The sequence below is a fragment of the Collinsella sp. LCP21S3_A9 genome, from assembly GCF_052118785.1.
In the GTDB taxonomy this organism is placed as follows: domain Bacteria; phylum Actinomycetota; class Coriobacteriia; order Coriobacteriales; family Coriobacteriaceae; genus Collinsella.
The window spans coordinates 1-19,346 of record NZ_JBQKGN010000023.1 but is presented as its reverse complement, the minus strand read 5'-3'; the positions used below and the strand labels follow the sequence as shown (position 1 = coordinate 19,346).

General features: G+C 55.8%; 15 protein-coding genes. 2 read left to right on the top strand and 13 right to left on the bottom strand.

The annotated features are described in order from the left end of the window. The first annotated feature begins 20 nt into the window (after positions 1-20). Complete coding sequence (locus ACTQ05_RS08335; protein WP_441538825.1) at positions 21-1,076, top strand: TIR domain-containing protein; 1,056 nt, start codon at positions 21-23, stop codon at positions 1,074-1,076. A 62-nt stretch (positions 1,077-1,138) separates the two neighbouring features. Here the strand turns inward: ACTQ05_RS08335 and ACTQ05_RS08330 are convergent, their stop codons facing one another. The 13 genes from ACTQ05_RS08330 to ACTQ05_RS08270 all read right to left on the bottom strand — a co-directional run bounded on the left by ACTQ05_RS08330 (position 1,139) and on the right by ACTQ05_RS08270 (position 17,826). Beyond that, positions 1,139-1,990, bottom strand: coding sequence for an IS3 family transposase (locus ACTQ05_RS08330; RefSeq protein ID WP_441538824.1), 852 nt, complete (start codon positions 1,988-1,990; stop codon positions 1,139-1,141). A 20-nt stretch (positions 1,991-2,010) separates the two neighbouring features. Then, a complete protein-coding gene (locus tag ACTQ05_RS08325; protein WP_441042627.1) occupies positions 2,011-2,334 on the bottom strand; it encodes a transposase in 324 nt (107 codons plus the stop codon). Positions 2,335-2,584: 250 nt separating this feature from the next. Further along, positions 2,585-3,922: a TIR domain-containing protein gene (locus ACTQ05_RS08320; protein WP_441538822.1), complete on the bottom strand. Its 1,338-nt coding sequence runs from the start codon at positions 3,920-3,922 to the stop codon at positions 2,585-2,587. 87 nt (positions 3,923-4,009) lie between these two features. Next, a complete protein-coding gene (locus tag ACTQ05_RS08315) occupies positions 4,010-5,074 on the bottom strand; it encodes a hypothetical protein (protein WP_441538820.1) in 1,065 nt (354 codons plus the stop codon). Positions 5,075-5,101: 27 nt separating this feature from the next. After that, a complete protein-coding gene (locus ACTQ05_RS08310; RefSeq protein WP_441538818.1) occupies positions 5,102-6,007 on the bottom strand; it encodes a hypothetical protein in 906 nt (301 codons plus the stop codon). Positions 6,008-6,027: 20 nt separating this feature from the next. After that, positions 6,028-7,167 (bottom strand): hypothetical protein, encoded by a 1,140-nt coding sequence (locus ACTQ05_RS08305; RefSeq protein WP_441538817.1) that lies wholly within the window; start codon positions 7,165-7,167, stop codon positions 6,028-6,030. 21 nt (positions 7,168-7,188) lie between these two features. Beyond that, positions 7,189-7,800 carry a hypothetical protein gene (locus tag ACTQ05_RS08300; RefSeq protein WP_441538815.1) on the bottom strand — a complete coding sequence of 204 codons (612 nt, stop codon included), beginning with the start codon at positions 7,798-7,800 and terminating at the stop codon, positions 7,189-7,191. A gap of 73 nt (positions 7,801-7,873) precedes the next feature. After that, positions 7,874-12,025, bottom strand: coding sequence for a protein kinase domain-containing protein (locus ACTQ05_RS08295; RefSeq protein ID WP_441538813.1), 4,152 nt, complete (start codon positions 12,023-12,025; stop codon positions 7,874-7,876). A 2-nt stretch (positions 12,026-12,027) separates the two neighbouring features. Next, positions 12,028-12,789: a PP2C family protein-serine/threonine phosphatase gene (locus ACTQ05_RS08290; RefSeq protein WP_441056855.1), complete on the bottom strand. Its 762-nt coding sequence runs from the start codon at positions 12,787-12,789 to the stop codon at positions 12,028-12,030. Next, entirely contained in the window at positions 12,786-14,741 is a 1,956-nt protein-coding gene (locus ACTQ05_RS08285) for an AAA family ATPase (protein WP_441538810.1), read from the bottom strand. Before ACTQ05_RS08285 ends, ACTQ05_RS08290 begins: the two co-directional genes overlap by 4 nt. Before the next feature lie 3 nt (positions 14,742-14,744). Beyond that, on the bottom strand, positions 14,745-15,341 hold the full coding sequence (locus ACTQ05_RS08280; protein WP_441538809.1) for a 4Fe-4S single cluster domain-containing protein: 597 nt from the start codon (positions 15,339-15,341) through the stop codon (positions 14,745-14,747). Then, on the bottom strand, positions 15,331-16,293 hold the full coding sequence (locus tag ACTQ05_RS08275; protein WP_441538807.1) for an FHA domain-containing protein: 963 nt from the start codon (positions 16,291-16,293) through the stop codon (positions 15,331-15,333). The genes ACTQ05_RS08280 and ACTQ05_RS08275 overlap by 11 nt, the downstream gene beginning before the upstream one ends. Positions 16,294-16,326: 33 nt before the next feature. Beyond that, positions 16,327-17,826 carry a hypothetical protein gene (locus ACTQ05_RS08270; protein WP_441538805.1) on the bottom strand — a complete coding sequence of 500 codons (1,500 nt, stop codon included), beginning with the start codon at positions 17,824-17,826 and terminating at the stop codon, positions 16,327-16,329. A gap of 179 nt (positions 17,827-18,005) precedes the next feature. Between ACTQ05_RS08270 and ACTQ05_RS08265 the strand changes: the two genes are divergently transcribed. Beyond that, on the top strand, positions 18,006-19,253 hold the full coding sequence (locus ACTQ05_RS08265; protein WP_441538803.1) for a protein kinase domain-containing protein: 1,248 nt from the start codon (positions 18,006-18,008) through the stop codon (positions 19,251-19,253). The last annotated feature ends 93 nt before the right edge of the window (positions 19,254-19,346 follow it).

Below are 19,346 nucleotides of genomic sequence, written 5' to 3'. Positions count from 1 at the left end.
TCGGCAAAACGGAGGGACCCATGAACCAGCAGCAGTCCATACTAGGAGTTGAAAAAGATGAAAATGGCAACACCCTGGTAAAGGTGTTTATTAGCTACAGACGCAACGACAATCTATTCAATCATCTCCTAGATATTGTTAACCGAACAATGGACAAGCTTAACAATGATCTTCTCAAGGACACCGAATACCGAGTGAAAAAAGTGATCGACTTAAATTCAATCAGTATCGGCGATAACTGGCCAGAGAAGATCGATGAAGACCTGTCCAAAAGCGATATCCTCCTAGCATTTATTACAGATGCATACCTTACAAGCGGTCCTTGCCGATATGAATTCAACACGTTTTGCGCGAATCAAATTGACACTCGAAACGATAGTGAAAAACACCACGGAAGCCTTTGCGTTCCGGTTTTTTGGGCTGCCCAAAAAACCGTTGCAGACAAGCTGAGTGATAAATCCAACCTGCATTTTGATAATGAAGAGGATTCTGAAGCCGCCTACAAAAATGCTTGTGAAACTTGGACACAAATCAAAGAGGTCAATGGCGTCGAGGGCATATTGCCAAAACTGATCGACTTGCTCAAGAACGAAGCCCAAGGTCCTGATTATTTCTTTGTTAGAGACTGTATTGTTCAATGGCTTGCCAATAAGGTCAAAGCTGCCATCGATCATATGCGAGAAGACGCCGCTGAAGAAATCGAAGATGTCCCCGTTAAGATCAGCGCCCCACAAGACATATCGGAAATCGAGCTTCATACGTACGGTCGTGGATCCGATGCAATCGGGTATTTCACAAGCGATGGCTTCATTGTAATGAACGGCTCAAAAATTGCTGAAGGCACCACCGCATCTGCCCGCAAGCCCACATATGAAAGCCGTCAAAAATACCAGCACCTCATCAATGAGGACAACATCCTAACCGAAAAACTGGTATTCCCAACCCCCTCTGCTGCATCTGCGTTTGTTATCGGTCGCTGCAGTAGTGGCATGGCTGACTGGAAGACCAAGAGTGGCAAGCAGCTTGGCGAGCTACTCAAGGAGGAAAAAGAAAAGACAGCTGCTGTTCAGAAATAGACAAAGCGGGGGCTCGGTTCAAAATGAACTGCACCCCAAAACTTGGACGGCTTAAATAAGAACTACGCCGCAAGGGGCTGGTTCCGGAACTCCTCCAGGGTCAGCCCCTTCAGTTTAACCTGCCTTCGCCTCGTGTTCCAATGGGCGACGTACGCGTCCAGGTCCACCTTGAAGGACTCGAAGTCGGGCCATGTCCTTCCCCGGAAGAACTCGTCCTTCATGTGGCCGAAGACCTGCTCGGTGGCGCCGTTGTCGATGCAGCTGCCCTTTCTGGACATGCTCTGGACGATCCCGGCGTCCTTCAGCCTCCCGCACCATGCGGCGTGCTGGTACTGCCAGCCCATGTCGCTGTGGAGCACCGGCGTCGCGCCCTCGGGCATCTTCGCCAGCAGCTGGTCGAGCAGCTCGGCCTGCTGCGCCATGTCCGGGCTGGTCGACGTCGACCACGCGACTATCTCCTTGCTGCCGAAGTCGTACACCGGCGCGAAGTAGGCCTTGCCCCAGGGCTGCTTGAACTCGGTGACGTCGGTGCCCATCTTCTGCCACGGCCCGTCGGAGGCGAAGTCGCGCCCGATGACGTTCTCGAACGTCTCGCCCACGACCCCCCTGTACGAGTTGTACCTATGGTAGTCGGTCTCGCGGCGGATGCCGCAGCGGACCCCCATCTCCCGCATCATCTTGAGCACGGTCTTGTTGGCTATGCGCGCGCCCAGCTCGGCGCGCAGGCACATGGCGACCTGGCGGTGGCCGCACCCGTTGGCCGTGCGCGAGAAGATCTCCGCCACCGCGTCCCGCAGCTCCGGGCGCGTCGGCCTGGCCGGGTGCGACAGCGCGTAATAGTAGCTGGACCGGGCCAGGCCGGCGCATTCCAGCAGGCTCCCCAGCTTGCACCCCTCCGCGCGCAGGGCGCTCACGTCCTCGACCTTCGCCCTGGTCAGAGCCCGTCCCTCTCGACCAGGGCACGCAATTTTTTTAGGTAGGCCACCTCGGTCTCGAGCCTTCGGCAGCGCTCCTCGAGCTCCTGCTCGCGGGTGCGCCCGCGCGACTTGGGGCCGGACCCCTTCGGCCTGCCCCTGGGCTTGGGCCTGAGCGCCTCGGCGCCGCCCTCGCGGTAGAGCGCGCACCATCTCTTGAGCGGCGCCAGGGACATGACCCCGAACGCCTTCATGGCGTCCTGCTTGCCCATGCCGCCGTCGACCACGGCCGAGGCGGCGGCGACCTTCTGCTCGTATGTGTACCTGGTCTGCTTGCCGTCCATGGATAGCAGCACCTCGCTTCCGAACGACCGGTATACGTAGAGCCATTGTCTCACGGTGTTGCGCGGGACCGACAGCGCCTTCGCCGCCGACTCGGAGCCGTGCCCTCGCTCGAAGAGCCCGATCGCCGCCTTCCTGGCCTCGATGTCGTGTTTCACTCTCAAGTCGACACGCATAAAAAGCCTCCCATTTCTCGTGTCCAAGAAATGGGAGGCAGTTCAAAACCGAGCCCCCGCTCTTTTATTCAGTGAACTACTTTCGTGCAGTATAGATGACATATCCCTCATGATAGAAGAAACCGACATCTAGAAAACGTTCCTCAATTTCATCGTATGTCTCCTCGAACCAATCAGCATCTTGTTGATACTCATCGTTATCGGGATTGTTCTTGGCGCGAAGCCTTAAATCTCCCCCGAGCCATCCAAAAGAAGCCGACAGCAAAGCCGAACGCTGATCCTGGTCCATCCCCACAGTCGAAATGCCACTGCCCTCAAATGAAATGTCCTTGAACCCAGCCCTCGTTAGCTTTTCAAGCAGCTGCCTTCCACTAAAACGGAAACCAGTCGTCGCAATCTCCCCACAAAGCCTGTTCAGCCGCGCAAAGTAGCCCTCATCGTCCGGATAGGCGATATTAAATCCATCGTCGATATCCCGGATGAAGATATAGCCTCCGCGATTCATGTGTTTACGCACAACACGAAGCAGCTTAAACGGGTTTTTTAAATGGAGAAGCACCATTGACAGGATTACGAGGTCAAATCCTTTCTTCCCCGCCTGCGCAAGACGGCTTTCAAGGTAATCGGAAAACGAAGCCGCTTCGCAATCGGCTTCTTCGAACAAATAACGAGGGTCGTCGACATACGCTTCCGAAGCCATGCGAATCGCATTGGGATTTACATCAATACCCAACGCAAACTCAAGCGAACCACACGAAGCCAAGCGATCAACAAGCTGGAAACCATCATTCGTGCCGAGATCGAGAACGCTATGGCATTCTATATCATTGAATATCTTCTGGAAGACAGGGGCGTCATAGCTGCGAAGCATCTCTTGCTGGACATGAAGCCACTTTGCTTCTTGATCGCTTTCGTCACCGTACAGTTCATAATACTTATTTGCCGTTCGTGCGGTTTGGACCACATTGCCGGAATCGTCAAAACGATCAGGCAAGACACCCTTTAGATACTCAAACAGTTGCGAGATAGCTTGCTCGTTAACGCCAGAAGTCCAATCAAGCTGCTGATAGCGCAGCAAATGCCGGTCCAGACTCGGCTCAATCTCGTTATCACAACGAATGGGAAGGAGCTCGAGATCGCCCTTGCGGTTCAGAACGATAGCATTTTCGATTTCATCATCAACCTCATCAGACAATGACGCCGCCCTGTTCAGCAGCAAGATAAAGACGCGACAACTGTCCAGCGCCTCATAAATCTGCTTTCTCCATTTTCCAATCGTTATATTGTTCTTAGCATACCAGCATTTTAAGCCATGCCCTTCAAGCACCTCGGCCAGCTTGCGCACAAGCTCGGAAGAAGTCGAAGTCTCATAGCTAAAAAAGACATCGTATTCTTTGCTGGGCATATCTTCCATCTGAGCCACCTCCACAGACATAATCCATCGTCGACCATTGTGCTGAATGCCACCTCGAACCATGGCGGCGCGCATCCATCGTATTCGTCACCGCTCCTCCAGCGTCCAGCCCTTCTGGGTGCAGAGGTCGCGCAGGGTGGCCGCCAGGTCGGCATTGGTGTTGCTGTCGACCACGATCTTGTCGATGTGATCAGCGGCAATGTTGAGCTTGGGGAACGAGTGGCTGCAACCCGACAGGTTGAGCTCACCGACATTGCAGGTAATCTCGAGTGCGCCAAGAATGTCATCGTTCGAAAGATCAATCTTCTCGACGTCGCCCTGAAGCCCTTGGTCAACGGTAAAGAACATCAGGTTCTTAAGACCCGAGGCGTTGATGGAATTGACAGCACCCTTAAGGCCCTCGATCTTAAAGGAATTAAGCTTGGGGCAGACGCTCAGGTCGAGGTCCTGGGTCGTCATGTCGCCAAACTTGAGCACCTCGAGTGCCTCGAGCTCGCTAAAGTCTGCACTCTTGGCGCTCAGGGTATTGATGCCGAGCGTATCGAGCTTGTCCAGTTTGCTAATGGGCGTGAAATCCGTCACCTCATCACTCACGACCAGCTCCGTGATGCTCTGGGTCTCCTTGGCGGTCAACTGGCCATCGTCATCGTTATCGTAGTCGGCAAGCAACCCGTGCAGCGTATCATCCGAGATCGCATCAACATCGACGAGACCTTTTTCTTTCTTGGTCTCGGAGCCAGAGGCGTCAGTTGAGCTCAACTCTTTAGAGGCGCTCGACGAGGCTCCCCCGCCGCCCTGCACATCACCGACGCCGCCAATCACGGCGAAAGCGGCAACCGCGCCTATGGCCACAACCGCCGCAAGCACTACCAGGGCGCGAACGCCGCCCAAGCGAGAGACGGCTTCATTAGCACGCTCAGCTGCCTGTCCATTCGGCTGGCCGGCAGGGCGAGGGATCCGACTTGTCGAACGCCCCGGCGTCTGCTGCGCCTGCCCAGCAGACTGTTCGGTTGCCCGCCCGTTCGGACGCATATTCACCCGCACATCCGGTGTCTCGGCAGCCTGCTCATGAGCCCCGCCCGAAGGCTGCACGGTCACACGCTGAACCCGTTCGTCATCCCGCCAAGACATGTCGGGCTTAAAATTCGCCATATCGCATCTCCTCACTTGAGCGCATCACTACTGCTGCTCCATGGTGTAGCCGTAGTCACTGCTCATTTTTTGCAAATACTCGACCAGGCTGCTGCTCGTGTCGCTGTCGTACAAGATCTTGCCAACACAATTGGGTGTAAAAGTGAAATGGAAGGCATCTTCCCTGCCTGCCCCGCACAGATTGAGCGTTTCGACTCTGCTACTGATCTTCAGAACCTCGAGGTTCACATCACCCGACAGGTCAAGTGTCCCGATACTGCCATCAAGGCCTTCGATCTGGACGTTCGTCAACGAGGACATGTTTTTGGCATTCAAGGTATCGACGGGGCTCTCGAGCCTGTTTATGGTAACGCGCTGTAGCTGAGGAAAACGTGTGAGATCAACCTGAGGCACCGAGCAGTCGCCAATGGACAGATGAGTGATATTGCTAATGGAGCTTATGTCGTAGCTTTCGCTGTCGTAGTCGCCGATGCCAAACGTCGTGATGTTGTGAAAGTTGGCCAGCAGCGAAAGCGAATCAAATGACTCGACGTCGATTGATCTAGCTTCATCCGCAGTCTCTTGCGAAATATGCCCGTCCTCATCTGCATCGAGCGCTAAGTCCGAGCGCAGCGCCTCGTCCGTAATTTCATCGAGCGTGAGCACTGTGGCCTTTTTCGCTTCTTCCTGATGGCGCTCTTCTTTTTCCTTTTTACGCTGAGCGCGCGCCGCCTCGTCTTCTTGCTGTTGTTTGGCCTCGGCACGCTGCTCGGTCTGCCGATTGGTGTCGGAGATGCCGCTTGTGATGGACGTGACCGCCACAATGGCAATGATTACCACCACGGCAAGGACAACCACTACGCGCAGACCGCCCAAGCGATTCACGATATCGTTGATATCCGATCCGTTAGACCCAGTGCCCCCGCGACCAGACCCGTTCTGATTAATTGCCATCCGTGTTTCCCCTCCGCCGCCTACAGGCGGTCCTTGTCGAAGTAGTCAGCGTCGCGCCAGTCGCCGCGCCAGCGGTAGGCGTGGGCGTTCTCGCGCGACCAGTCGCTCAGGTGGCGCAGGATGAAGCGGCTCATGTCGTCCGCGAGCGGCTCGATTGGCCCCACGCGCCGCGCCTCGGCCGCCCGCTCCCAGAACGAGTACGCCATGAGGTAGAACGTGCCGGCGTCGACGTAGTCGCCCGGGTAGGCGGGGTCGTCGAACCAGCCGTGCGTGTCGGGCGTGCCGTTTTGCTCGCACCACTCCGCCGCGTTGAGGGCGAGGCCCATCAGGGCCGTGTAGTCCTGCGGGTCGCCCGCGGCGAGCGCCTCGTGCAGGTTGGACATGGGACCCTCGGCGCCGTAGGCCGGGTAGTACAGGTCCCACAAGCGATCGGCCTCTTCATCAGTCAGTTCCAAGACAGACGGACGATCACCAATTCCATCATCATATTGATATGAATATGGATCTACGCCCGTCAAGGCACCCTCGCCGTAATCAAGAGAAGATGAGCCGTTGCGCGCACCACGTTTTGCGCGCAACGCCGACCCCAATAGTGAATAGCCATTGTGATAGCCTTCGCGCGTGTCAGCGATAAACTGACCAAAGTTAAATTGAGCATGCGCATCCGATAATGCGCGCCTTGTAGCAGCTGAACCGCGTAGCAAATAGAAAAGACCAATGATCAGCTGTTTGATAATCAGACTCAGCGGTCCAATTAATAACTCAATCGAAACGACAATTAGGCCACCGAAAATAACGGCTGCTTGAGCGAATGGGTTAAAAGCGCTATATCCAGGAGCAGGGAGACCCGTATGCAAAATATCGTCTCCACCTGTATTTAGGAACAGACGATACCAGACCGAGCAAAGACCCCACACCGTAATAATACGCACCGGAAGAAAACGAATGACGGTCGGAATAGCATCTACAATGCGCGATAAATTAATACTCACATGGCGCTTTGGTGCACCGGCACTATTCCAGTTGATGTCCAGACGTCCATTTGCTGCGTCCGATTCGATATGTACCCCGGGGTCTTTCGGTGCCATCCTCTGAGCGCGAAGCTGTTCGAGTCGCTCCTGCGCCGACAGGCCCTCAGAATCTCGTTCCCCCATACCCATTGTCTATATCCTCACAAATCATCAGAAGTGGTAATGCATAGCGCCAAAACGCTCTAACGAATAGCCAAGCTCTCTAGTCATAGCTTTAATCGTGTGGGACTCTCGCTTCCTCGTCACAGGATCCCTTCGCATGAATACAAACGTCGGGAACATCCCCCATGCCACTTGCTGAAAACCCGTCATGGCATTGGCGGGGATGACGATTGGCGGGTTTGAATTACCCGGAGCAAGAATCCTTCCCGCAACAGCCTTGCTTTTGCCAAGGCCGGGGATAAGCGACTTGACCACCGGATGGTTATCCAGAGTCGAGCCTTCGCGTTTCGCAACAATCTCAATGCGGTTTTCGTACAATCTAATCGAACAGGGCCTTCCATCGTACGTTCCGTATCCTTGGTCGATGACGGTTCCGTACACCGCATCTTTCCTAGCCATGCTCTCGGCAAGGCGGCGTCGCTGGCGCTGCGCCTCGGCGCTATTGGCAATAGCCTCACGGCCCCCCATAACCAGCCGCTCAACATCGTGAAGTTGCCCACCTGCTCGCTGAGCATTGGAGCCCTGTTGTTGAGAACCCCCACTACGATTCCTATCGTTATTGGAACTTCCAAACATATTTCCCAAGTTTAACGTTGGCATTGATCATCCAAACTGTCGTCTCGCCAATCGGAGTCCTCCCCGACGGGCACGTGAGTATTACCCTCTGTCCTCATCAGTAATGGAAATGAGAGTCTGCAAAATCTTCGAGTACCTCATCGAAACCCGGCGAAAAAACCTGAATCGTGTGTTGCACGCGAGTGTGCAGCTGGCGATCCTTTCGGTCGAACGTAAATTCGGGGCTATTGGTGATGCCGGGCATGCGAAGCCAATTAGTGAGCGCGTTTGCTGGAATATTGATCGTATTTACAGCATAAGGCCTATTAAACGCCTTGTCCAAGTCAGATGTTTTACCCGATTTAACTACGGATTTATATTTATCTAAATCGCGCCTTCCGGAATACATCGAGGTATGGGTAATCTTGATGTAGTTGGCATAGATGTCGATACGGCAAGGCATCTGGTCATAGGTGCCATATCCAATAGCGTTCGGCTCCTTTTTGCCTTTCACTCCAGAACCGGACTTCCTAGCATTCACTGATTCTTTCTTCACAGCAGGAGCGCTGCCCGCATGTCCAACAGACGCAGCGCTGCCAGAAGCGTAAACATAACTAACAGGCGCCTTGTAATCCGTCTTCATTCCAGTGCTGGAATTCTGAACGCCATTCTGCGGAATGTCGTCTTGTTTAGCAGCGTTCTGCTGAGCAGCAATCGGCTGGACAGCAATCGGCGACTGCTTTTTCCGCGATTGGAGATCATCCCATTTTTCCAAACCACGGAAAAACACGAATGCAATAACGCTAATTACAAAAGCAAGCAAGAGGAAAATGAAACCGAAAAGGCTCAGGAAGTTGGCAAACGAGACAACCCCCGAAAGCAAAAACTCAATGAGTATCGGAGGTATCCACATGTAAAGCCACGAACGCAGCGCTTGAGCACTGCCAGGATGTGCATCCTCGCCAAACACGATCAATACGATCATCAAACCGAAGCAAACCGCGATTAAGACTTCAACCCTCGCATACACATCGCCATCGACATACATCGACCCCATAAAGCCAAACGCGCTAACGATGAGTGCCGTGATGAGCACCAATCTACCAGCAAGACGTCCGAAACGATCCATGACTTCGGGATCGGTATAAAACGACACGGAATGACGCCCTGTCGAGAACAGCGGCTTACGCGCATCGGTCAATGGGGCATCTCCCGACTGAACTGACAGAATTTCAGTAATTTTGTCATTACGTCCGTCGAAATCGACCAACTTGACCAAATAGCCCTCTAAGGCAGCAGCGTTTGAATCCAGAGCATCTTCGAGACCCGAGACACGATCAACGGCAGAAAAAGAACGGAGCACGTTGAGTGCAAGGAAGCCGAAACAGCCCAAGAATGCCAGCACCAAGAAGACGACAACGAGAGGGCCAAACGTTCCAAGTGAAACGATAAGCTGACCGAATGAGCCGCGGGCACACTTAATAATAAGGAGATAGAGAAGCGCAACGGCAATGGTGGTAATGAGAACGTTCCGCTGCTCCTTCTTTACAGCAGCAATCTGAGCATCGCTGTCAGCGATGCCCTTGACGACACCGTATTCACGCGTGTCCGTTTCGATAGCCGCCTTCAGCTTTCCATCGGCAACTCCGCGAGCGTCATCCAAATATTGTGAATATGCCGCGGACGGCAGCCTCTCGACATCCGCCAAAAGCCTAATCTCAAGGATGTCGAGCACGCCATGGTCCTCACAAGAGGTCAAGAGGTCAGAAACGTACCCACGCGGCACGACATCATTCTTTACCTGGGCACAGAACAGAGATCCCATCGCGATGGGGCGCGTTCCAAAACGTTCATCAAGTTCCCAGCCCAGAATATATGGAACTGGCGTAGATTCCATGTCGCCTCGAAGCTTAATGCCCTCAAGACGGGCGTTGCTGCCCAACTTAACAAGTGTCGAGACGGGCGCATCCATTGCCGGATTAAGTCCACGAAGTGCGATAACTGCAGCTTCACCTGTCGAACCCTGCATCGTTTCATATAAGTCGGTATGGCCAGAAAGCCAAATCCAGGCAGCATAGTTTCCATACTTTCGATAAAACGAGCGCACGGCGGCCTTATCGTCGGCGACCTTATCCATAAAGACAAGGACAACGTCGGTGTCTATGCCGCCCTCGGCATTTGCCCCATCGCGAGCAGCGATGATTGCTGACATATCAACATCGCCGGCAAAATAGAGCAAAAACTCATCGAGCGATCGAGAAGACGAACAGACGCCAAAGAATGCAGAGGGTTGCCGCAATACCGACTTAATCGCACCTTGGGCCATAGCATGCTTGTTTTCACCGGACGTCAACAAGCCCTTAAATAGGCAGGCCGCAAAATGTGGATCGTCCGATTGACGAGCAAGAAGCTCAAGACTGTGAATATCAGAAGCCAAACGAACCCTTTGACTGTCGGCGTTTGCTTCTCGAGATAAGACGAGCGAGAGGAATCCAGAGGGCAACACGCCAGATGAATTTGTGCCATCAAGGCCTGACTGCCGAGCATAGCGATCAATTGTATCCACAGCCATCGATGCAATACGCGCTGGCAAAGCATCGGGTGCATTAGTCAGCGAGACATCCTCGCCGCGCCACGACATAATCTTGCCGTTGGACATCTCATAGATTACGCAAGCGAGCGCCAGGTCGGGATTGGACGCTGTCTGGATATCCTCTTCGACTAACTGGTGAATCCTAGTCTGCAGGTCATTTTCACCCCAGTCGCCCATCAGGTTTTCGAGCTGCTGTTGGCTCATGCGAAGTTTAGCCTCGTCCCAATTGGAGGACAACGCTCGAGCGAGCAACACCGGATCGCTATACTGCTTGCCCGCAAACTCGTAAGGCTTGCGAGCACTGCCGGCGTCCATGGTGGGAAGCTTGCGATAGAAATTATCTGGGTCGGCCATCCAGTCTTTAACCTCTTCATAGCCAAAACGCTCGCCCGAAAGCTCAAACGTCAGGCCCTTGAGGAGGTTTCCCAGGGTTGCATCATCTGGATGGTTAAAGTCCGCAGGCTCACCCGTCTCTTGGCGATCGGAAAGCGTATTGTCGTCTATGAACTCCTGCAGCGGATGGACATTGTTTTCGTAGAGCGTCCAGACCGTGTAGCCAAACGAATACCAGTCGTTTCGAGGGTCGACCATACCACCACGACCGGGCGTGTAGCCGTCGGAGCGCGTCATGGTGTTCGTCAGTCGGCTGTCAAATCCGGCAAGCGAGCGGGCGGAGCCATAATCTCCAAGCACGATCTGCTTGTCGTACAGGTAGACGTTCTGCGGCTTAATGTCACGATGGACAATGCCGAGCTCGGTATGGAGCAACTCGATTGCCTGGCTGAGCTCGGGAATCACGCGGCTCTTAACCATATTCTTGCTACGGGGACGATCGAAAAGGCATGTGGCCAGCGGCGTAATGGAAACATCCCACAGCTGAGGAGCCGCAGCCCCCACTTCGGTCGCGCTCAGGCCCTGGTGCAGATAGGCAAAGATGGGCAGCAGATGCGTTTGAGACACGGGGCGGCCATTAAGCCCCATTACGGCGCTTACCACCTTTTGATATGCCGAACGCTCGGCGCCCACAAGAGGCTTAAAGACCTTGGCAACGCATGCCAAACCATCGCTCACCCGCTCGGCGGCAACAATGCTAGATTGACCGCCATGGCCAATGACCTGTCCCAAATGAATAATAAACTGCTGCCCGTCATTCGAGACAACCGTCGCATCCTCTGCAACAAAAGGCGAGGCAGATGCAGCGGCCGCATGTGCGCCCCCACGAGAAACGGTCACCGTTTCACCGTTGGGACTGGCCGTGGCGCCGCGCGAGACAGTTACCGTCTGCCCGTCGGGGCTCGCAGCGCGCGACACCGTGACAGTTTCGCCTGCCGCAGAAGTACCAGGACGTGAAACAGTAACGGTCTTGCCGTCGGCGGAAGCGCCAACAGACGGCCTCGTAACCGTTACTGTTTCACCATTCGATTCAGTCATCGGGCGATACACCGTTACGGTTTCGTTTGTCGATGGCGCGTCGTCGCGGCGGACGGTGACCGTTTCACCAGATGCCGAAGCATCGGCTCGACGCACCGTCGCGGTCTCTCCAGGTGCAGAAGTCTGGCCACCACGGTTCACGGTAACCGTCTCTCCCCCTACGGGCGCATTCCCGCGGCGCACCGTTACGGTCTCATCATTGTCATTGCCGCCATCTCGGCGTACCGTAACCGTCTCATCAGACATGACTACTCCCCTACCTCAATTACAATCAGCGTCGCATCGTCCGTCGAGCCGTTCACCCGAGCCTCGGCATATAGCTCTTCGCACAACTGCGCACATGTCGAATCGCTCGCAAGCATCTGCTGCAAACGCTCCTGCGCAATCTGCCCATCGATACCATCGGAACAGATCAGATAGCGATCGCCCGGAAGCATCACGGTCGTCTTGACCTCAAGATTGCGACCGCCCTGATTGAGTCCAATCGCGAGCTCAATACAATGCGAAACGGCATCGTCTCTGTATTCAGCGCCAACGCCGCCCACGCGCCGCTCAGGCGTGTGGTCACAGCTAAGCACGGCAAGCACACCGCCACGCAGTCGGTACACGCGAGAATCGCCGGCATTAAAAACAGCACCGTGCCCGTCAGGAGCAACCACGAGGCCGGCAACCGTGGATGCAGCAACAGACAGTCCATAGCGAGCCGCATACGTCTCAACATCGTTCTCGGCTCGCTCGCCCGCCATGCGTAGGCGCTCCTGTAACGCGTTGACGGCATCGGCATCAAAGACGCGCACGGCCTGTGCAAACGCCTGAGCAGCGAGCGTCGAGGCGGCCGCTCCGTGCCCGCCTTCGCTCACGCCGTCAAAGACTGCCATGCAGCCCATCTCGCGCTCGCAATCGCCTACCAGGCCATAGCAAAGGACGTTGCCGTCAAGAAGCAAACGGTCCTCGTTGACGGGGTGATTGGTTCCCGCTTGGGTTTTTGCTGCAGCGATAAACTTCGTCATCGCCAATCGCCTCCCATCGATCCGGGCACGAGCTCAAATGCGATATGCGCATCATCGCCCTCGCCCTGCGGCACGGCGCGTGCCACCATACCGGGGCGACCGCGCCACTCGGCGCGGTGTTCAAACAGAAAATCGGAAAGTCCGTTAAGGTAACCGCTCTCCACCAGGTTGCCAATGCCGCGGCCGCCCTTGGCCTTGACGGCGTCCGTCATGGCAATGGAGTGCAGCAGCTCGCGGGCGGCATCGGTCGCCTCAACCGTAATATCGGGCTGTGCCTTATGCACGTTGCGGTTAACGGCATCGATCTTGGAATTGAGGATCTGAAGTGCCACGGCATCGTCGATAAAGTTGAAGATGACCACGTTGTCGCCGATACGGCCCAAGAACTCGGGCTTAAACTCGCGATCCATCTCGGTGCGCACGCGCTTGCAAATCTCGTCATAGGGCGTGTTGGGCGCGATGGTATTACGAACTTCGTTGCCCTGCGCATCGATCTCAATCTTGGAAAAGCCGATGTTGCTCGTAAAGAAGATGACCGTCTCAGAGAAGTACACGGTATTGCCCTGGCCATCGGTCAGGCGTCCATCTTCGAGGATCTGCAGGAACTTGTCCATAATGCTGGGCGCGGCCTTCTCGATCTCGTCGAAAAGAACCACCGAGAACGGATTGGCCTTGACCGCATTGGTAAGCTGACCGCCCTCGGCATAGCCCACGTATCCCGGAGGAGCGCCAAAGAGCTTTTGATCGGAGTTCTCGGCACCGTACTCGGACATATCAAAACGCAGCATGCTGCGCTCATCGCCAAAGAGGAGCTCCGTAATGGCCTTAACGATCTCGGTCTTACCGGTACCGGTGGGACCGCTCAAAAACAGAACACCCTTGGGTTTAGAGCCAGACGAATGGGTAGCACCCGAAAGGCCCATAACGGAGCGCTTGAGCACGGTGACGGCCTTCTCAACGGCCTCGTCCTGACCCTTCACGCGGCGCTTGATCTTTGCCTCGGGATCCTCCTCGAGCTTCTCGAACATCTGCTGCCATTTGTTCTCGCGAAAGCCGTACTTATACACGTCGACGAGCTTGGGAAGGATGGCCTCGATGGAAGCATCGGGGTTTTGCATATCGCGCTGATACATGCGCTGCAGGCCCTCGAGCTCCTTAACGCTCATGCCGTCGGTGGTATCGATAAAGCGACGCACCGCACGGTCATCGGAATCGGACAGCGCCTCACCAAAGCCAAACTTGCTCTGAATATAGGCTTCGCGCATGTCGCGGTCGGGATGCGGCAGCGTGATGGTGCGCAAGAAGGGGTTCTCCTCGATAAACCACACGGGCAGGTTGCGCACGTTATCCGTTACCAGAATGAGCGTGTTGACGGCAGTACGGTTAATGAGACGAGCCTTGCTGGCACCAAGGTACAGGTTAAGGAAGAACTGCGTCTCGTCGGGCATAAGGCCGGTCGAGGAGGCAAGCAGGCGCGACGCCATGTTGACGATCACGCAAAGCGGCTTAGCCTCGGTGCCGCCATCGGGATTGTCGTTGTATTTCAGGCGCAACATTGAGCGGATAACCTCGCCGTATGATGGCAGGCTCGACTGCTCGGTGGCATATGCTTGGCGGCCATCGGCGATGCAGGCGTTCGCCTCCATCATGCGGTCGTCGCTCTTGGAAGCCTCGTCGTGTGCCAGCGACACCAGGCGTTTGCAATCGACGTTGCCCATGCTGCTCGAGAACAGCTGAATGGGGTCAAAATATGCCACGTTGTACTCAACTGAGCCATTGGCGTCTTCGAAAAGGCCGCGCACAACCTCGGCGAGCTCCGAAAACTGGAGCCCGCTGTCGACCACATCGGGATACTTGTCGTTCACGTTGCCCTCAAGGATAAAGAGGCTCTTCACCCCTTTAAAGTTGAGCATCTCGCGCTGCCAGGATTGGCGCTCGAAATCAGTTGCCATGTGTTATACCTCCTTGGCAGATAATTCATGGTGGTAGCGGTCGACAATACCAACGGTGATAATCGTGCCGTCCTGGACATAGTTTTGAAGCTGACGCGGCTGTTGAAGATACTGGTCGTAATCATCGTGTGGGCGGTCGCTCAGGTAGATCACGCGCTGGTTAGTCGAACCGCGCAGCACGCAGTCGGGCACGTTAAGCTCGTCTATGTACGGACCGTCAATCAGCACATCGATGAGGGACTTAAGCGTCTCCCACGTATCCGCGCCGATCGCTCGCGGCAGCTCTTCGAGCGTAAATCCGGTGTAAACGAGAATGTCATCGTAAGCGCAGCGGATCGTTGCCAGCAGCTTCACGAGCTCTGATGCCTGCTCGAGCGGATCTCCACCCGAAACCGTCAGCCGATGCACGCCGTGCTCGCGCGCGGTATCGAGCAACATCTGCGCAAGCTCATCAACATCGACATCCTGCTCGGGCAGCTGGTTGCGCCATTGGGGCGAAATACATCCGGCACAACGCTTTGAACAACCAGCGGTCCAGACAACAATACGTTCTCCCGGACCCAGCGAGACGACGGGGGCAAGCACATGGCTAACGAACATCGGCGTAATCCTCGCCCGGATCGAGTGTACGGTACACGGCCGAGGTACGTGCAAGCGAGCAACCGCATTCCTCACAGCCATCCCCAACCTTTGCACGCTCATCAGCAACGAGATGCAAACGACCGCACTCGGGACACTCGACAAACCAGCCCTCGACACCCGCAGACTCACCAGCAGCAGAAACAACCGGTGCCGCAGCAGACGCGGGCTGAGGCGCAGACCAAGCCTGGGTCTGCACGGGTTGCGCCGCAGGCGGTTCCTCCATAGTAACCGTCAGACGCAATTGGGCAAATTCGCCAGACGCAGCCGGAATGAGTAGCGTATCTCCGGTATGAATCGGCTGGGCCACGCCGGGAACCAAGTTGAGGATCTGGCCGCCACGCATAAGAGCCGTTCCGTTATTGGACCCCTCATCGGCAACCATCCATGTGCCCCGCTCAAAACGAACGCTGGCATGCTGCCGGGACATGGCAAAGTTCGAAGCCATAGAAGGAAACACGTTGCGTCCAAGCACGGCGGCGTCCGTGAGACGAAGCTGCTCACCCATAACTGGATCGGCAAGCGTAAGCGCAGGAACCGCAGGAGTAGCTGCAGCATTCGCCATGGGTTGCGGCGCGGGCTGCGGCATTGGCGCAGGCGTCGGCTGTGGCGCAGCAACTGGAGCGGGCTGCGGAACGGGCATGGGGGTAGGCTGCGGCGTGGGAGCAGGAGCAGCCTGATATGCCTGCTGGGGCGCGGGACGCCGAGGCCGCGAAGCACCGCCCATCGATGATGTTGCAGGATAGACGGCGGGAGCCGGACGCTCAGCGACCGCGGCGGCAAAGCCGGACGCTGAGGCGACTGACGCCTCGGGTGCCGAGACCGCGGGCGCAGGGGCCGAAGGCGCGGGAACCGTGCCAGCGGGACGCGGCGTCCCACAGTCCTCGCACATATCGCGGGCATCATCGTTCATAAGACCACAGATAGGGCATTCCCATGTCATGGTTTACCTCATTTCCCTCTGCTTGAGCTGACTTACTTGACGGCGATTACGCAGACGACGTTCCGCATCTGCGGAAGGCGTGGGCGGCACGTAATCGTGCGGGTGAATCTCGACGGCAGCATCCGGACTTGGCGGCCGCACAAAACCAGCCGAGGTGTCTGCAAAGACGCCGCGCTTCTTAAGGTCTTCACTGAACTGCTTGTAGAAGTCACAAAATTCCGCTTGGTCCTGGACGGCCTTATCGACGGTTGATTGATCCTGGATTTTCATGTCTTTGATAATCGTGGGATTATTCGGGTCTTCAGAAAACTCAGCTGGGTCAGCCTCTACGACACGCATGATGATCTGCTGTTCGCTGCTACCTTTAAGGACAGCGACCGCTTTGTGTTCGTTTGTGTCAAACATAAGACGCCAGGGTTTGCCCGAGCCATCCATAACGGCATAACGGACCACATTGACACCACGTTCAGCCATAGCATCATTAATTGCACGCTCGATATACTCGTCTTTTACGGCCTTATCAAGCTCGGCATCGGCGATTTCGATTTCTTCGTAGATATTATCGATTTCATAAATGTGCTTAAGAACAGTCGGGCGATGGTATCGATCGTTGAGTAGCTCTACTCGAATCTGGTACTGCGTGTACTGTTCATGCTTCTCGGCAGACTCATACCGGGCGCGCTTCATGACATGATCGAAATCCTTGATGCTCTTATTAATTGCAAGCAGCTCCTCAACAGTTGAATCGGAATCAAGCGCATCATAGGCGGCGCGGATCGATTCGAATTTCGCGCTTATTCGATTACGCAGCGCCATATCCAAGGCTTCATCCTGCATCAAAGAGATGGCAACTTCCGACCACGCGTCAAATGATTGCGCCGCCCCCTCAAACGTTTCAACGCCCGAAGAAGACTCCGCCGCCGCGGTTATCTGAAGCAATGCCCTCTTCAGATCTATAGGATTATCAGGCGTTACATCAAAATCAATCGCCCTAGCAAGACCCTGTGCTCTCAGCTTTTCAACGGTCAAAGCAGCATCAATCTGACTTTTGCTCATCTCCATCCTCTGCTTCAGATGAGCGTCAAAAGTCATTTGTGGAAACAGGACGTGAAGTGTTGAAAGCAAATGAGCTAACGCCTTCTCCATTCTCACCCTTGTATCCCTACCAAGACTCATCGTGTTTTCTTCATGTTCGGCATAAAAGGAGCGAGAACAATTGGTGATCAGCTCGTCCAACATTGCCCGTGTTGATTCATCCAGCCCGGAAGCTATCTCATCGATCCGTTTCCTAAGGTCCGCGAGAGTCTCATTAAATTCCTCTTTGGCGGCATAACTTGCATCTTTTTCCGCCGTCTCACGAGCAGCCAACGCACCCGTAACAATTGCGGTAGGAGCCAAAAGGACCATACCAACAGCGCCGGCAGCACCCAAGCTTGTCCCAGTAGATGCGGCGCTACTTGCCGCAGGGCCAACAGATGTAAACATCCCAACCACGGCGCTCATACTTGCTATCCCTCCGTTTTTGACCAACTTGGTCCTTGCGTCTTTCCTACATCTTTCTACCGCCGTCTTGCGCGATTCTGTTGCGCAACATTGGCGAGCGGCAGATTTGTCGATGTTGCGCAACAGAAGGCAGCGGCTAGCGCATATCCTGCTAATGGAGGAAAGGATGAAAGCGCGCCATGACCGGATCCTACGAAGAAGTTCGACTCGTCAAGTTTCATACGCCAGCACTGCTCTCCGAGCGTGAGCAGGCCGCGGCACGGCGTCGCTTTTGCACGCTTCTCGTTCCGCCGCAAAAGGGCGGCTTTGGCGGCAACGCTTATGTCCGCCGCGTCCAGAGCGGCGATCGCGCTTTTGAGCTCGCGCTTAAGATGCCGCGCCCCGATGCCCAGCCCGAGCAAGAACAGCTCAACCGAGAAACTTTGGAAGAGGAGTACCGCACGCTCTCCGTCGTATCCAATCTAAGGGGTTTCCCCGATGTCTACGGGTTTGGTTACACGGCAGACGGAACCCCGGCGCTGCTCATGGAGTGGGTTGATGGCGTCTCGCTTCTTGATGCACGGTCCGCTCTATGTGATGGCGCTGCAACCTGCCCCGGCGATATCGTCGCTGCGCTGGGCCTAAGCGTACTCAAGATCATCTTGTCCACGCAATCGCTCGACACGCCCTTTGTTCACCGCGACCTCTCCATGCGCAACATCATGCTGCGCCACGATCGCATCCCGCTCGACGAGCAGGTTTCGAGTGGCTATTTCGACATCTGCCTGATCGATATGGGCAGTGCCAAGCTCGTTAAACCGGACTTTTCCTTTACCGTCGACGTCAACGCTTTTCGCGGTGCCACGCCGGCATACGCGGCACCCGAAATGCTGGAGCGGTTTAAGGCCGACCCCGGCGCGCGCAACAACCCCGCCGTCGACATCTATGCACTGGGAAGCATCCTCTACGAGCTTTATTGCGGACATGCCCCCCTTGAGGCAGAGCTCAGGCGCTCTGGAGACCACGCGCGCCTCAAGCGCGCCGTGCAGCCGCAACCCCTTGCGCCCGCAACTCCCCGCGAGCAGGGCTTGGTCAACGCGATTATGGCTTGTTTGGCAGTCTCGCAAGACGCACGCCCTTCGGCAAATGAACTCGCGGCGCGCCTTGAGCCTTTCGCCCGTACGGGTGCCCCGCGAAAGCACCGGCCCGTGGCGGATCGCGGCAGCGCTACCGTACGGGCGGACGCCGCCGTCCCCACCCGCACGGTTGCACAGGCGCAGCCCGCGTCTCGGCCAACCCCATCCACCGAGACGGTCCGCAGCGCCGAGTCCATGCGTCGCGCACGCCTTGCTGTCAAACGTCAACGCTCGATGGCACTCACGATGGTGATTGTTGCCCTGGTAGCAATCGTTGTCATACTCCTCCTCGCATCTGCCGGCATGCTTTAGCCGGCAGTAAAACCCAAGTCAGCAAATAGACCCATTTGCAAAAAGCGGTGGGGGGGGGGGCTGTCAAAAAATGCCCGGCCGCCACCCCCGGCA

Coding starts and splice junctions, on each gene's coding strand:
- ACTQ05_RS08315 (WP_441538820.1), bottom strand. CDS start 5,074: ATGGCGAATTTTAAGCCCGACATGTCTTGGCGGGATGACGAACGGGTT.
- ACTQ05_RS08320 (WP_441538822.1), bottom strand. CDS start 3,922: ATGGAAGATATGCCCAGCAAAGAATACGATGTCTTTTTTAGCTATGAG.
- ACTQ05_RS08275 (WP_441538807.1), bottom strand. CDS start 16,293: ATGAACGATGATGCCCGCGATATGTGCGAGGACTGTGGGACGCCGCGT.
- ACTQ05_RS08290 (WP_441056855.1), bottom strand. CDS start 12,789: ATGACGAAGTTTATCGCTGCAGCAAAAACCCAAGCGGGAACCAATCAC.
- ACTQ05_RS08325 (WP_441042627.1), bottom strand. CDS start 2,334: ATGGACGGCAAGCAGACCAGGTACACATACGAGCAGAAGGTCGCCGCC.
- ACTQ05_RS08265 (WP_441538803.1), top strand. CDS start 18,006: ATGACCGGATCCTACGAAGAAGTTCGACTCGTCAAGTTTCATACGCCA.
- ACTQ05_RS08335 (WP_441538825.1), top strand. CDS start 21: ATGAACCAGCAGCAGTCCATACTAGGAGTTGAAAAAGATGAAAATGGC.
- ACTQ05_RS08280 (WP_441538809.1), bottom strand. CDS start 15,341: ATGTTCGTTAGCCATGTGCTTGCCCCCGTCGTCTCGCTGGGTCCGGGA.
- ACTQ05_RS08295 (WP_441538813.1), bottom strand. CDS start 12,025: ATGTCTGATGAGACGGTTACGGTACGCCGAGATGGCGGCAATGACAAT.
- ACTQ05_RS08285 (WP_441538810.1), bottom strand. CDS start 14,741: ATGGCAACTGATTTCGAGCGCCAATCCTGGCAGCGCGAGATGCTCAAC.
- ACTQ05_RS08305 (WP_441538817.1), bottom strand. CDS start 7,167: ATGGGTATGGGGGAACGAGATTCTGAGGGCCTGTCGGCGCAGGAGCGA.
- ACTQ05_RS08300 (WP_441538815.1), bottom strand. CDS start 7,800: ATGCCAACGTTAAACTTGGGAAATATGTTTGGAAGTTCCAATAACGAT.
- ACTQ05_RS08310 (WP_441538818.1), bottom strand. CDS start 6,007: ATGGCAATTAATCAGAACGGGTCTGGTCGCGGGGGCACTGGGTCTAAC.
- ACTQ05_RS08270 (WP_441538805.1), bottom strand. CDS start 17,826: ATGAGCGCCGTGGTTGGGATGTTTACATCTGTTGGCCCTGCGGCAAGT.